Raw genomic sequence first — 13,237 nt, 5'->3', positions numbered from 1 at the left:
TGAAACCGTTCTGTAAAATACAATGAATCGAATATTTCGTTCTTTTTAATGGAACAATGAATCTCGAACAGCTCAACTTCCATCACCTGCTCTACTTCTGGCGCGTCGCCCGGACCGGCCACCTGACGCGCGCGGCACAGGAACTGCACGTGTCGCAGTCGGCACTGTCGGCGCAGATCCGGCAGCTCGAAGAGCGCCTCGGCGAGCCACTGTTCGAGCGCAGCGGACGCAGTCTGATACTGACCCACACCGGGCAGATGGTGATGTCCTACGCCGAGGACATCTTCGGACTGGGCCAGGAAATGCTGGGCCGGCTGCAGGGCCGCGCCGACGGGATGATCCGGCTGCGGGTCGGCAGCGTCGCCACGCTGTCGCGCAACTACCAGGAGAACTGGATACGGCCGCTGCTGACCGATCCGACGGTCGTGCTGACGCTGGAATCGGGCCAGCTCGACGGACTGGTCGACCGGCTGATCACGCATCAGCTCGATGTCGTGCTCGCCAACGAAGCGGTCGCTGCCGACGCGAATCGTCCGCTCCACTGCCGCTTCCTCGGCAGCCAGGAAATATGTCTGGTCGGCCCGGCCACCCGCGGCCGGACCAAGGCGATGCGCCTGCCGGACGATCTCGACGGCGTCGACGTCGCGCTGCCCGGTCCGCGCCACGCGCTGCGCGCGCAGTTCGACGCCTTGTGCATGGCGGCCGGCGTCCGCCCCCGGCTGCGCGCCGAGGTCGACGACATGGCCATGCTGCGCCTGATCGCCCGAGACAGCGGCTGGCTCACCGTGCTGCCCGAGGTGGTGGTGCAGGACGAACTGCGCACCGGCACCCTGGTGATGCTGGGCCGCTCGGCCGAGCTGCGAGAGCACTTCTACGCCATCACGACGGCCCACCGTCACCGCATCGAGCGGCTCGAAGGCCTGCTCGCGGGATCCAGCCCGCCGCCCGAACAACCGGCGGGCGGCCGATGAGGTCAGGCGTACCGCCATCCATTACCATCCTGTTGCAACTGCAACATGCCGCAACGGCTGTCGCACAGACGATTGACACGCCGGCGCGATGATCCGCAATGCACCGTACCGTCTTGCGGTGCCGGAAAGGTGATCGATCATGAATTCGCAGAGGGCAGCGGCCGCCGCACTGGCACTCGGACTGCTCGCGACCAGCAATGCGTGGGCGGACCGCGGCCATCGTCACGGTCATCGTCACGGACGCACCCACGTCGACATCGGCGTGGGCTTCGTCTTCGGGTCGGGCCATTACCGCCCCTGGTACGGCCCGTCGCCCTTCTACTACCCCCCGCCCTACTACTACGGTCCGGCCTACTATCCGCCGGTGGTGATCGAGCGCGCGCCGCCGGTCTATGTCGAACGCGATCCGCAGCCGGTCGCTCCGGCGCCGTCGATGTCGCCCCCACCGCCGCCGCCGAGCACCTGGTATTACTGCGCATCGGTCGACGGCTACTACCCCTACGTCACGGAATGCCCGGAAGGCTGGCAGAGCGTCGCTGCACAGCCGCCGCGATGAGGTGCGGGCGATGAACAGGCTTCAACGGGCAGCACTTGCTGCGCTGACCCTCACCCTGCTTGCCGGCTGCGCGACGACGCCCAGCGGTCCGAGCGTGATGGCACTGCCGGGCAGTGGAAAGAGCTTCGACCAGTTCCGTCACGACGATGCGCTGTGCCGCGAATACGCGCGCGAACAGACCGGCGGCACCGATGCCAGCGAAGCCGCCCGCGACGCCGGCGTGCGCAGCGCAGCGGTCGGTACCGCGGTCGGCGCCGCTGCAGGTGCGTTGATCGGAGGCCGTGAAGGTGCCGGCGTCGGCGCCGGTACAGGACTGCTGATGGGCGGCGCCATCGGCAGCGACGCGGCACAGAGTTCGGCCCGCGGCACGCAGCGCAGCTATGACCAGGCCTACATCCAGTGCATGTACGCGAAGGGGCAGCGCGTGCCGACCTCTGGCCGCTTCGCCGACCGCGGCACCGGCGCGTCAGCACCTGCGTCCGCGCCGGCATTGCCGGGACGGGCGAATGCGCCCTATCCGCCGCCTCCACCGGGGCATCAGCCGCCCGCCGCGTCGGCACCGCCCACTGCGGCGCAGTCCGGACGCGGCAACTGGTACTACTGCGCGTCGGCGCGCGAGTACTACCCCTATGTCAGAACCTGCCGGGAAGGATGGCAGGTGGTCGAAGCCAGTCCGCCGCCAGCGACGCGCTGACGGCGTTCAGGTGGCACGACGCTGCGTGCCCGCGATAACGAAAAAGGCCGGCTGAACGCCGGCCTTTTCACTGCGCGCGGAGGAATCTAACGACGGCATGTGGCAAAGCCGACCAGCGCCAGACCCGTCAGCATCAGTGCATCGGCTTCCGGCTCCGGCACGACGGCCACGACGCTGAAGCTCATTTCCGATGCCGAGTAGGCGCCGTCGCCGCCCATGGCGTCGATGCGCGCGTAGCGGGCGGCCACCGACGGGAAGTCGATAGTGGCCTGGTCTTCGGCGTCGCCGGCAAGGCGGGAGATGATTTCGCTGCCGAAATTGGATTGACCTTCGAAAGCGAGGTTGGCGAACAGCGTGTTCCAGTTCAGGCCGTCGGTCGACACCTGCACCGGGTAGAAGTCATTGTGATCGACGCCGAGCAGCACGTCGGGCAGCGTGTAGAGCTGGCCGAAATCGAGCGTGAAGGTGGCGCCGGATGCGCCGTCCTGGCCCGACCAGGATACGGCGTCGACGGTGTAGCGCGTCAGTTCGGGCGCCACGTAACCATCGGCGAGGATGGACAGGTCGACGCCGTCGATCGAGTAGATGCCGGTGGCACTCAGCCCATGGCGGGTTCGGGCGGCCGCACCAGCATGGCCACTGCCTGGGCCGCGATGCCTTCGCCACGACCGGTGTAGCCCAGCTTTTCCGAGGTCTTGCCCTTCACGTTCACGGCATGCGGCGGAATGCCGCAGTCGGCCGCGATATTGGCCACCATCTGCGCGGCGTGCGGCGTGATCTTCGGGCGCTCGCAGATGACGGTGGCGTCGATGTTGCCGATCAGCCAGCCTGTGCCGTGCACCTTCTTCACCGCCTCGCGCAGCAGCACCCGGCTGTCGGCGCCGGCGTAGGCGGCGTCGGTGTCCGGGAACAGGCGGCCGATGTCGCCCAGACCGGCGGCACCGAGCAGCGCGTCGGTGATTGCGTGCAGCAGCACGTCGGCATCGGAGTGACCGAGCAGGCCTTTTTCATGCGGAATGTCGACGCCGCCGATGATGCACCGGCGGCCCTCGACCAGCTTGTGCACGTCGAAGCCCTGGCCGATGCGGAAAGGCAGCGGCACTGCGCCGAGCAAGGGGTTCATGCGATGTTCTCCCGTGTCTGCAGGATCAGTTCGGCCAGCTTCATGTCTTCCGGCCAGGTCACTTTCAGATTGCTCGCACCGGCGGAAATCAGGCGCGGCTTCAGGCCAACGGCTTCGATCGCCGACGCTTCGTCGGTCACGTCGCTGCAGCGGTCGAGCGCGTCGTGCAGCGTGGCCAGCCGGAACATCTGCGGCGTCTGCGCCTGCCACATCGCGTCGCGCGGCACCGTCGCCTCGACGCGGTCGGTGGCGTCGGCACGCTTCAGCGTGTCGGCCACCTTCTGCGCCAACAGGCCGCCGACCACGTCGTCGGCCAGCGTGTCGATCAGGGTGTCCAGCATGGCCGCAGACAGGCAGGGGCGCGCCGCGTCATGCACCAGCACCCAGTCATCAGGCCGCGCCCAGCCGGCGATTTCCCACAGGCCGTTGCGCACCGACACGGCGCGGCTCGGCCCGCCGCAATGCACGGGCATCAGCTTGGGGCCGAGCGCCGACCAGTCGAAGCCCTGCCAGTAAAGGTCTTCCGGCGCCAGCACGACCACCACGCGGTCGATGCGCGGGTGAGCGCACAACGTAGCCAGCGCGTGGCGAATCAGCGGCTGACCGGCCAGCGGCAGATACTGCTTCGGCATCTGCGCGCCGAAACGGCTGCCGCTGCCAGCGGCCGGGACCAGAGCGATGTGGCGCGGCATGGCGAAATCAGGCCTGCAACCAGCGTGTGAGATCGCGCTTCATGTCTTCGACCGACTCCAGCCCGATGGCCAGGCGGATCAGGCTGTCCCGGATACCGGAGGCGTCGCGCGCTTCCTGCGAAATGCGGCCGTGCGTGGTCGTCGCCGGGTGGGTGATGGTGGTCTTGGTGTCGCCGAGGTTGGCGGTGATGGACAGCATGCGGGTAGCGTCGATCAGCTTCCACGCCACTTCGCGACCGCCCTTCACTTCGAAAGCCACCACCGCACCGCCGGTCTTCTGCTGGCGCATCGCGATCTCGTGCTGCGGGTGCGACGGCAGGCCCGGATAGAACACGCGTGCCACCCAGGGCTGCGCTTCCAGCCAGCGCGCCAGTTCGAGCGCGTTGGCCGACTGCGCCTGCATGCGGATGGAAAGCGTTTCCAGCCCCTTCAGAATGACCCAGGCGTTGAACGGCGACAGCGTCGGGCCGGCGGTGCGCAGGAAACGCAGCACCTCGTCCATTTCCGCCTTGCGGCCGCACACCGCGCCGCCGAGCACGCGGCCCTGACCGTCGAGGTACTTGGTGGCGGAGTGAATGACGATGTCGGCGCCGAGTTCGATCGGCTTCTGCAGCGCCGGCGAACAGAAGCAGTTGTCGACCGCCAGCAGCGCGCCCGCCGCGTGCGCGACCTCGGCCACCGCGGCGATGTCGATCACTTCGGTCAGCGGGTTGGACGGCGTCTCGATGAAGAAGAGCTTGGTGTTCGGCTGCACCGCGGCGCGATAGGCATCAATGTTCGTCGCCTCGACCAGCGTGGTGCTGACGCCGAACTTCTCGAAATAGGTCGCGAACAGCTGCTGGGTCGACCCGAAGATGCCACGCGAGGCGATGATGTGGTCGCCGCTTTTCAGCAGCGCCATCAGCGTCGACAGGATGGCCGACATGCCGGAACTGGTAGCGATGCAGGCTTCCGCGCCTTCGAGCGCGGCCAGGCGGTCCTGGAACATCGTGACCGTCGGGTTGGTGAAGCGGGCGTAGACATTGCCCGGCGCGTTGCCGGAAAAGCGGGCGGCGGCCTCGGCCGCCGTATCGAACACGAAGCTCGAGGTCAGGAACAGGGCTTCGCCGTGTTCGCCGAACTGGCTGCGCTCGATGCCGGCGCGCACGGCGACGGTTTCGGGGTCGTACTGCGCCGGATCGAAGGGCGCGCGGTCTGTGCTGCTCATGATGTGCTCCATCCGGCCTCGCGGCCGGTCATGCGGAAGTTCGAAAACAAAGCGCGAGGCGGAAACGGAGCACGCAAAAACAAAAAACCCGTTCCGCCTCGGAGGCAAAACGGGTTTCCGCAGATACGTTCGTTTCGCCGCTTTAGCCGTATTTGTCCGGGGCCGCCCTCTTTCGACGACGGTCCCGCGCGCCCGCAAGCTGGATTCAAATCGGCGCGTAGTCGGGACATTAGCGCCCGGCCGCTGCAGACGTCAAGCGCCTGCAGCCATCAGGCGTTCTCTTCGGATGCCACCAGGTTCAGGTCGAGCTGGCCGCCGTCCTCGTCGGTCTGCTTGGGCGCACCCTTGCGCTGGCTCTCGACGCCGTCGAGATAGGCCGCGGTCACGTCGCCGGTGATGTAGCAGCCGTCGAAGCAGGAGGTCTCGAACTGTTCGATCGACGGGTTGCAGGCGGTGATCGAGGCCTTGAGCATGTCCAGCGTCTGGTAGATCAGTTCGTCGGCGCCGATGGCCTCGCGGATTTCGTCGTCCGTGCGGTTGGACGCGATCAGTTCGTCGCGGGTCGGCATGTCGATGCCGTAGACGTTGGCGAACCGCACCGGGGGGGCGGCCGAAGCGAAGTACACCTTCTGCGCGCCGGCTTCGCGCGCCATCAGCACGATTTCCTGGCTGGTGGTGCCGCGCACGATGGAGTCATCGACCAGCAGCACGTTCTTGCCCTTGAATTCCTGGGTGATCGCATTGAGCTTCTGGCGCACCGACTTACGACGTACCGCCTGCCCCGGCATGATGAAGGTACGGCCGATGTAGCGGTTCTTCACGAAGCCTTCGCGGTAGGGCACGTTCAGCACGCGCGCCAGTTCCATCGCCGACGGGCGGCTGGAATCGGGAATCGGGATGACCGCGTCGATCTGCAGGTCGGCGTGATCGCGCTGGATCTTCTGCGCGAGGAACTCGCCCATCTTGACCCGCGACTCGTACACCGACACGCCGTCCATCAGCGAATCCGGGCGGGCCAGATAGACGTACTCGAACAGACAGGGTGCATAGTTCGGGCGCTCGGCGCACTGCTGCGTCCTGATCGTGCCCTCCGGCGAAATGAGCACTGCCTCGCCCGGCGCGATGTCGCGCAGCAGCTTGAAGCCCAGCGTGTCGAGAGCGACGCTTTCCGACGCCACCAACCATTCGGTGCCGTTCGCGGTTTCATGGTTTCCGATCACCAGCGGACGGATGCCGTAGGGGTCGCGGAAAGCCAGCAAACCGAAGCCGGCAATCATCGCCACCACCGCGTAGGCACCGCGGCAGCGACGATGCACGCCAGCAACGGCGCGGAAGATGGTTTCGTGGTCGAAGGTCGGGCGCTCGCGCAGCGCCTGCATCATTTCGTGCGCCAGCACGTTGAGCAGTACTTCCGAATCGCTGGTGGTATTGATGTGCCGCAGGTCGGTGCGGAACATGTCCAGCTTCAGCTCTTCCGAATTGGTCAGGTTGCCGTTGTGCGCCAGCATGATGCCAAACGGCGAATTCACGTAGAAGGGCTGCGCCTCGGCCGCGTTGTAGGCGGAACCGGCGGTCGGGTAGCGCACGTGGGCGATGCCCCAGTTGCCCTGCAGATTGCGCATGTTGCGCGTGCGGAAGGCATCGCGCACCAGGCCCGAACCCTTGTGCATGTGGAACTTCGGCCCCTGCGCGGTGGCGATGCCCGCCGCGTCCTGGCCTCGATGCTGCAGTACGAGCAGACCGTCGTACAGCAGCTGGTTAACGGGAGAGGTGGCTACGACGCCGAGTATTCCGCACATGATGGTCAGGCCTTAAAACGAATCTTTTTCGCCACGGATTCCGGCAGCCACGGCTTCAACGCGATGGCCGCCGTCTCGAGCGGTGGCGTCAGCGCGGCCGACTTCCACCAGGGCTGCTCCGGTGCCGGGGTGTAGGCCGCGCCGACGACGAGGAGCATCAGTATAAGTCCCGCGCGCGCAAGCCCGAACAGCCCGCCGAGCACACGGTCCGGAATGTCCAGACCGGTGGCATGAATCAGCGAGCGCATGAGCCAGCGCAACACGCCGCACAGTAACAGTATGGCTATGAAGGTGAGGGCAAAACCGGCGACTGCAAGCAGGCCGGGGTCGGAAATGAGACTGGTCAGCCACTGGGCGACGTCGCCGCCGAACTGACGGGCGGCGATGAAGGCGAGCACCCAGGCCGCCAGCGCGATCACTTCGCTCACCAGTCCGCGCATCAGCCCGATCGCCGTGGAGAAGACCACGATGCCGATCAGGCCGTAATCCAGAATCGTCATGGACGCGGCGCGATCATCGACCGCATGCCGGCCGCTTCGAGTTTGCGCTGCGCCGCCTCGGCAGCCGCGCGGCTGGAGAAGGGACCGACCTTGACGCGGGTACGCGTCTGGCCGTCGGCCAGTTTCACGTCCTCGGTAAAGCTGGCGAAGCCCAGTTCCTTGGCACGCGAGCGCAGCTTGGCCACATTGGCGGCGTCACTGAACACACCGAGCTGCAGCGCGAAGGACGTGCTCTGGCCGTCAAGCAAGGCGGCCGCGCGGGCGGCTTCGGTCGGCGTCGGTTCGGGCTTCGCCGCCGGTTTGACCGGCTCCGGCCGCACTTCCGGTTTGGGCGCGGGCTTGGCCGCTTCGGCCGGCGGCGGCTTCGGTGCTTCGGGCTTCACGGCCGGGGCCGCCGGGATCGGTTTCGGCGCTTCGGGGCGGCTGGCGGGCAGCGGCTCGGAATCGGGCGGTGCCGGCGGCGGTGCCGGTTCGGCCGTATCGGCATCGGGCTGTGCATCTCGCGCCGGCGACGCCAGCGGTGGTGCGGCGTCGCGCGGAGGGATGCGGACCGCGATGTCCTGCGCCGGCGGGCGCGGCTCGTGGTCCATCACGATGGGCAGCACGATGGCCGCGGTCAGCGCCAGCGCGATCGCGCCGAGAAGACGGCGGCGCGCACGCTTGCGAAGATCGGTCTGCAGATCTGAATCGGTGGAAGCCACTTCGGGGCGAGTCCTGCGGGTGGGGATCAGCCCTTGGCGGGCGGTGTGGCGGCGTCCGGCAGCGGCGGCCGCGGCGACTGCGCGTACTCGCGCATCACTTCGGCCACGGTCAGGAAGGATCCGAAAACCACGATTCTATCATCGCCCCCCACGCGCTCCCGGGTCGCCTGCCAGGCCTCGACCGGCGACGCAAAGCAATCGACCGAGCCGGCAATGCCGCGTTCCGCGATCATCGCTGCGATATCCGAGGCCGGCGTACCGCGCGGACCGCCCAGATCGCACAGCATCCAGTGATCGATGCGCCCCTTCAGGCGATCGAGCACGCCGGCGATGTCCTTGTCGCGCAACATGCCCATCACCGCCCAGGTTTCCGGGTAGAAACCCATGCTGGACAGGTTCTCGTTCAGCACCGACGCGGCGTGCGGGTTGTGCGCGACGTCGAAGATGACCGCCGGCCGTCCGGGCATGACCTGGAAGCGACCGGGCAGTTCGACGGTCGCCAGGCCGAGGCGGATGTCGCCGACAGTGACCGGCAGCCGGTCCGACATCGAATCGAGCGCAGTGATGACGGCAGACGCGTTCAGCAACTGGTTGGCACCGCGCAGCGCCGGATAGCCCAGACCGCCGCGCTTGACCAGACGGTCGGGATCACGCCGCCAGTAGCCCCATTGCTGACGGTCACCGCCAAAACCGAAGTCACGGCCGGAAATCTTCAGCACGGCGCCGATGGATTCGGCGTAGTCGATCACGGTCTGTGGCGGCACCGGGTCGCCGACGATGGCCGGGCGACCGGCGCGGAAGATGCCCGCCTTTTCGCGGCCGATCAGTTCGCGCGTGTCGCCCAGGTATTCCATGTGATCCAGGTCGACGCTGGTGACGATGGCGCAGTCGGCGTCGAAGGCATTGACCGCGTCCAATCGGCCGCCGAGACCGACTTCCATCACGATGGCGTCGAGATTGGCGCGCTCGAACACCTGCCAGGCGCCCAGCGTGCCGAACTCGAAATAGGTCAGCGCGATGTCGCCACGCGCGCGCTCGACTTCGGCGAAACCCTGGCACAGCGCTTCGTCACTGGCCGGCTCACCGTTGATGCGCACGCGCTCGTTGTAGGCCAGCAGGTGCGGCGAGGTATAGGTGCCGACGCGGTAGCCGGCACAACGCAGGATGCGCTCCAGCATGGCGCAGGTCGAACCTTTGCCGTTGGTACCACCGACGATGAACACAGGCACCGTCTGCACCACGCCGAGCGCCTTCTTGACGCTGAGCACGCGATCCAGTCCGAGCTGGATCACCTTCGGGTGCAGGCTTTCGAGATGCTGCAGCCACTCGGGCAGGGTCGAATACATGAATGGGCTGGGCAGGCCGGAATCTGGGCGGACGCGGATATTAGGCGAAGCCGGCTCAGCTCGCCAGCGCCGGCATGCGCTGCAGCGCAGCCAGCAGCCCGGCGATGCGGTCCGGCATCTCGCGCCGGTCGACGATCATGTCGACGGCACCCTTCTCCAGCAGGAATTCGGCGCGCTGGAAACCTTCCGGCAGCTTCTCGCGCACCGTCTGCTCGATCACGCGCGGACCGGCGAAACCGATCAGCGCGCCGGGCTCGGCGATCACCACGTCACCCATGAAGGCGAAGCTGGCGGACACACCGCCCATGGTCGGATCGGTCAGCACGGAAATGAAGGGCAGGCGGTTCTGCGACAGCTGGGTCAGCGCAGCCGTGGTCTTGGCCATCTGCATCAGCGAGAACAGCCCTTCCTGCATCCGTGCGCCGCCGCTGGCGGCGATGCAGATGAAGGGCAGGCGCTGTTCGACCGCCAGACGCACGCCACGGACGAAGCGCTCGCCAACGACCGAACCCATCGATCCGCCGAGGAATTCGAACTCGAAACACGCCACGACCACCGGCACCGTCTTGATGGCGCCCTGCATGACGACCAGCGCGTCACCTTCACCGGTGTCGTCGGCCGCCGCGTTCAGGCGGTCGGCGTAGCGCTTGCTGTCGCGGAACTTGAGCGGATCGACCGGCATGACTTCGTTGCCGATCTCGAACCGCCCCTCGCGATCGAGCAGGCCGTCGAGGCGCGCCCGCGCGCGCATGCGCGAGTGGTGGTTGCACTTCGGGCAGACGTTCTGGTTGGCCGCCAGGTCGGCGGTGTAGAGCACTGCCTCACAGGCGGGGCATTTCGACCACAGGCCCTCCGGCACCGACTTGCGACCGGCGGCCTCGCTGCGGTTGATCTTCGGGGGGAGAAGTTTCTGCAACCAGCTCATGCCGTGACCTCCTGGCTGTCCATCGCCTGACGGATGCTGCCGACCAGCGCCTTGACGCGCGGCAGCACCTGGTCTGCCGGGCTGCCTTCGATTTCCTCGATGATGCGGCTGCCGATGACGACACCGTCCGCCACCGCGGACAGGGCCTTCGCCGACGCACCGTCACGGATGCCGAAGCCGACGCCGACCGGCATACCGACCGACTTGCGGATGGCCGGGATGCGCTTGGCCACCTCGCTCACGTCGATATGGCCGGCGCCGGTTACGCCCTTCAGCGATACGTAATAGATGTAGCCGCTGCCGATCTCGCCCACCGCCTGGATGCGCTTCTCGGTCGAGGTCGGCGCAACCAGGAAGATCACGTCCAGACCCAGCGCACGTATCTTGGCGGCAAAGTCGTGCGACTCATCCGGCGGATAGTCGACCACCAGCACGCCGTCCGCACCTGCCTTCGCAGCCGCCTCGGCAAACGCATCCACACCCATCGCCTCGATCGGGTTCGCATACCCCATCAGCACCACCGGTGTGCTCGTGTCGGTGGTGCGGAACTCGGCCACTGCCGCGATCACGTTGCGCAGCGACACCTTCTTGAGCAGTGCTCGCTCGGAAGAGCGCTGGATGGTCGGGCCGTCGGCCATCGGGTCGGAGAACGGCACGCCGAGCTCGATGATGTCGGCGCCGGCATCGACCAGCGTGTGCATCAGCGGCACGGTCAGCGAAGGATCGGGATCACCCGCAGTGATGAAGGGAATCAGCGCCTTGCGGCCGGCCGATTCGAGTGCGGACAGGGTGGAAGCGATTCGGGACATGTATTGAAACCGCCGGCCGGACCGCTTGCGCGCCCCGACCGGCAACAGGTTGATCGGGAGCGCGTCAGAACTTGATGCCGGATTTCTCGGCCACGGTGTGCATGTCCTTGTCGCCACGACCGGACAGGTTCACCAGGATGGCGGCGTCCTTCGGCATCGTGGCGGCAAGCTTCATCGCGTAGGCGATCGCGTGCGACGATTCCAGCGCCGGAATGATGCCTTCGGTGCGGCACATGCGGTGGAAGGCTTCGAGCGCCTCGTCGTCGTTGATCGTCACGTACTCGGCGCGGCCGGTGTCCTTCAGCCATGCGTGCTCGGGGCCCACACCGGGGTAATCCAGACCGGCCGACACCGAGTGCGTTTCGATGATCTGGCCGTTCTCGTCCTGCAGCAGATAGGTGCGGTTGCCGTGCAGCACGCCCGGACGACCGGCGGTGAGCGACGCCGAGTGCTGGCCGCTGGCCAGACCATGGCCGCCCGCCTCGACGCCGATCAGGCGCACGTCCGGGTAGGGAATGTAGGGGTAGAAGATGCCCATCGCGTTGGAGCCACCGCCGACGCAGGCGATCACGGCGTCCGGTTGACGCTGGATCATTTCCGGCATCTGCCACAGGCACTCTTCGCCGATGATCTTCTGGAAGTCGCGCACCATCATCGGGTAGGGATGCGGGCCGGCGACGGTGCCGATGATGTAGAAGGTGTTGGCGACGTTGGTGACCCAGTCGCGCATCGCCTCGTTCAGCGCGTCTTTCAGCGTCTTGGAGCCGCATTCGACCGGCACCACGGTGGCACCCAGCAGCTTCATGCGGTAGACGTTGGCCGCCTGACGCTTCACGTCTTCGCTGCCCATATAGACCACGCACTCCATGCCCAGGCGGGCGGCGATGGTCGCGGTGGCAACGCCGTGCTGACCGGCGCCGGTTTCGGCGATCACGCGCGGCTTGCCCATGTGCTTGGCCACCATGGCCTGGCCGATCACGTTATTGATCTTGTGCGCGCCGGTGTGATTCAGGTCTTCGCGCTTGAGGTAGATCTGCGCGCCGCCGCAGTGGTCGGACAGGCGCCGGGCGTGATAGACCGGGCTCGGGCGTCCGACGTAGTGCTTCAGTTCGTATTCGTACTCGGCGCGGAAGGCCGGATCGTCCTTGAGCTTGTCGTACTCGACACGCAGTTCGTCGAGCGCGGCAATCAGGGTTTCGGCAACGAACACGCCACCGTAAGGACCGAAATGACCCAGAGCGTCCGGATAGTTGTAGGCCGAGGCAGATACCTCAGCCGGCAGATCTTGCTTCCCCATGCTCCACTCCTGATATGAACGCCGCCACTCTGGCCACGTCCTTGATGCCTTTGGCCGATTCCACGCCACTGCTCACATCGACCGCCGACGGTCGAATGTTGCGGACTGCCTCGGCCACGTTGTCCGGATCGAGACCGCCGGACAGGATGAGGGGCATCGGCAGCGACGGCGGGATAAGGCTCCAGTCGAAGCGCTTTCCCGAACCACCCCATGCTTCCGACCAGGCGTCGAGCAACAACGCCCGCGCGCCGCGGAAACGATCTGCGCATTCTAGCAAATCCGTTTCCGGCCTCACCCGGACCGCTTTGATCCAGGGCAGGCCGAAGCGTTCGCAGTATTCGGCACTTTCGTCACCGTGAAACTGCAGCAGATCGAGTGCGGCCTCGCGTGCCGCCTGCTCGACCGTGGCCGCGTCCTCATTGACGAACAGGCCCACGCGGGTGACGAAGGGCGGCACACGGCGCGCCAGTTCGGCCGCCCGCGCGACCGTCACCGCGCGCGGGCTCGGCGGGTAGAGCACGAAGCCGACGGCGTCCACGCCCAGCGCGAGCGCGCCATCGAGATCGGCTTCGCGGGTGAAACCGCACACCTTGATGCGAGTCCTGCGCACGTTGATT

The 13,237-nt window shown here is 66.8% G+C and carries 15 protein-coding genes; 3 read left to right on the top strand and 12 right to left on the bottom strand.

Going from position 1 to position 13,237, the window contains the following annotated elements; translation table 11 throughout:
- Window positions 1-56 precede the first annotated feature (56 nt).
- The 3 genes from AC51BJ_RS17750 to AC51BJ_RS17740 all read left to right on the top strand — a co-directional run bounded on the left by AC51BJ_RS17750 (window position 57) and on the right by AC51BJ_RS17740 (window position 2,221).
- The gene (locus AC51BJ_RS17750) at window positions 57-971 is read left to right on the top strand and encodes a LysR family transcriptional regulator (RefSeq protein WP_496281109.1); all 915 of its coding nucleotides are present in this window, start codon (window positions 57-59) and stop codon (window positions 969-971) included.
- A 139-nt stretch (window positions 972-1,110) separates the two neighbouring features.
- Window positions 1,111-1,527, top strand: coding sequence for a hypothetical protein (locus AC51BJ_RS17745; RefSeq protein WP_296812741.1), 417 nt, complete (start codon window positions 1,111-1,113; stop codon window positions 1,525-1,527).
- 10 nt (window positions 1,528-1,537) lie between these two features.
- Window positions 1,538-2,221, top strand: a complete 684-nt coding sequence (locus tag AC51BJ_RS17740; RefSeq protein WP_430434699.1) for a glycine zipper family protein — start codon at window positions 1,538-1,540, stop codon at window positions 2,219-2,221.
- A gap of 86 nt (window positions 2,222-2,307) precedes the next feature.
- Here AC51BJ_RS17740 and AC51BJ_RS17735 read toward each other — a convergent pair whose 3' ends face one another.
- From AC51BJ_RS17735 to AC51BJ_RS17680, 12 genes are all read right to left on the bottom strand, one after another.
- A complete protein-coding gene (locus AC51BJ_RS17735) occupies window positions 2,308-2,760 on the bottom strand; it encodes a discoidin domain-containing protein (RefSeq protein ID WP_496281108.1) in 453 nt (150 codons plus the stop codon).
- A gap of 59 nt (window positions 2,761-2,819) precedes the next feature.
- Window positions 2,820-3,344, bottom strand: coding sequence for a 2-C-methyl-D-erythritol 2,4-cyclodiphosphate synthase (ispF, locus tag AC51BJ_RS17730; RefSeq protein WP_496281107.1), 525 nt, complete (start codon window positions 3,342-3,344; stop codon window positions 2,820-2,822).
- On the bottom strand, window positions 3,341-4,036 hold the full coding sequence (gene ispD, locus AC51BJ_RS17725; protein ID WP_496281106.1) for a 2-C-methyl-D-erythritol 4-phosphate cytidylyltransferase: 696 nt from the start codon (window positions 4,034-4,036) through the stop codon (window positions 3,341-3,343). The genes ispF and ispD overlap by 4 nt, the downstream gene beginning before the upstream one ends.
- Window positions 4,037-4,043: 7 nt before the next feature.
- Entirely contained in the window at window positions 4,044-5,255 is a 1,212-nt protein-coding gene (locus AC51BJ_RS17720) for an O-succinylhomoserine sulfhydrylase (RefSeq protein ID WP_496281105.1), read from the bottom strand.
- Window positions 5,256-5,512: 257 nt separating this feature from the next.
- Entirely contained in the window at window positions 5,513-7,042 is a 1,530-nt protein-coding gene (gene purF, locus AC51BJ_RS17715) for an amidophosphoribosyltransferase (protein ID WP_430434705.1), read from the bottom strand.
- 5 nt (window positions 7,043-7,047) lie between these two features.
- Window positions 7,048-7,542, bottom strand: coding sequence for a CvpA family protein (locus AC51BJ_RS17710; RefSeq protein WP_496281104.1), 495 nt, complete (start codon window positions 7,540-7,542; stop codon window positions 7,048-7,050).
- Complete coding sequence (locus AC51BJ_RS17705) at window positions 7,539-8,243, bottom strand: SPOR domain-containing protein (protein WP_496281103.1); 705 nt, start codon at window positions 8,241-8,243, stop codon at window positions 7,539-7,541. The genes AC51BJ_RS17710 and AC51BJ_RS17705 overlap by 4 nt, the downstream gene beginning before the upstream one ends.
- Window positions 8,244-8,269: 26 nt before the next feature.
- Window positions 8,270-9,589, bottom strand: a complete 1,320-nt coding sequence (gene folC / locus AC51BJ_RS17700) for a bifunctional tetrahydrofolate synthase/dihydrofolate synthase (protein WP_496281102.1) — start codon at window positions 9,587-9,589, stop codon at window positions 8,270-8,272.
- Window positions 9,590-9,644: 55 nt separating this feature from the next.
- Window positions 9,645-10,514, bottom strand: a complete 870-nt coding sequence (gene accD / locus AC51BJ_RS17695) for an acetyl-CoA carboxylase, carboxyltransferase subunit beta (protein WP_019917332.1) — start codon at window positions 10,512-10,514, stop codon at window positions 9,645-9,647.
- Window positions 10,511-11,323, bottom strand: a complete 813-nt coding sequence (gene trpA / locus AC51BJ_RS17690) for a tryptophan synthase subunit alpha (protein WP_496281101.1) — start codon at window positions 11,321-11,323, stop codon at window positions 10,511-10,513. Before trpA ends, accD begins: the two co-directional genes overlap by 4 nt.
- A 64-nt stretch (window positions 11,324-11,387) precedes the next feature.
- Window positions 11,388-12,620 (bottom strand): tryptophan synthase subunit beta, encoded by a 1,233-nt coding sequence (gene trpB, locus AC51BJ_RS17685; protein ID WP_496281100.1) that lies wholly within the window; start codon window positions 12,618-12,620, stop codon window positions 11,388-11,390.
- Window positions 12,595-13,209 carry a phosphoribosylanthranilate isomerase gene (locus AC51BJ_RS17680; protein WP_496281151.1) on the bottom strand — a complete coding sequence of 205 codons (615 nt, stop codon included), beginning with the start codon at window positions 13,207-13,209 and terminating at the stop codon, window positions 12,595-12,597. Before AC51BJ_RS17680 ends, trpB begins: the two co-directional genes overlap by 26 nt.
- Window positions 13,210-13,237 lie beyond the last annotated feature (28 nt).

This window comes from Methyloversatilis sp. S146-33 (assembly GCF_059552495.1).
Note: the sequence above shows the minus strand (reverse complement) of the source record. Positions and strands in the feature narration are given on the sequence as shown.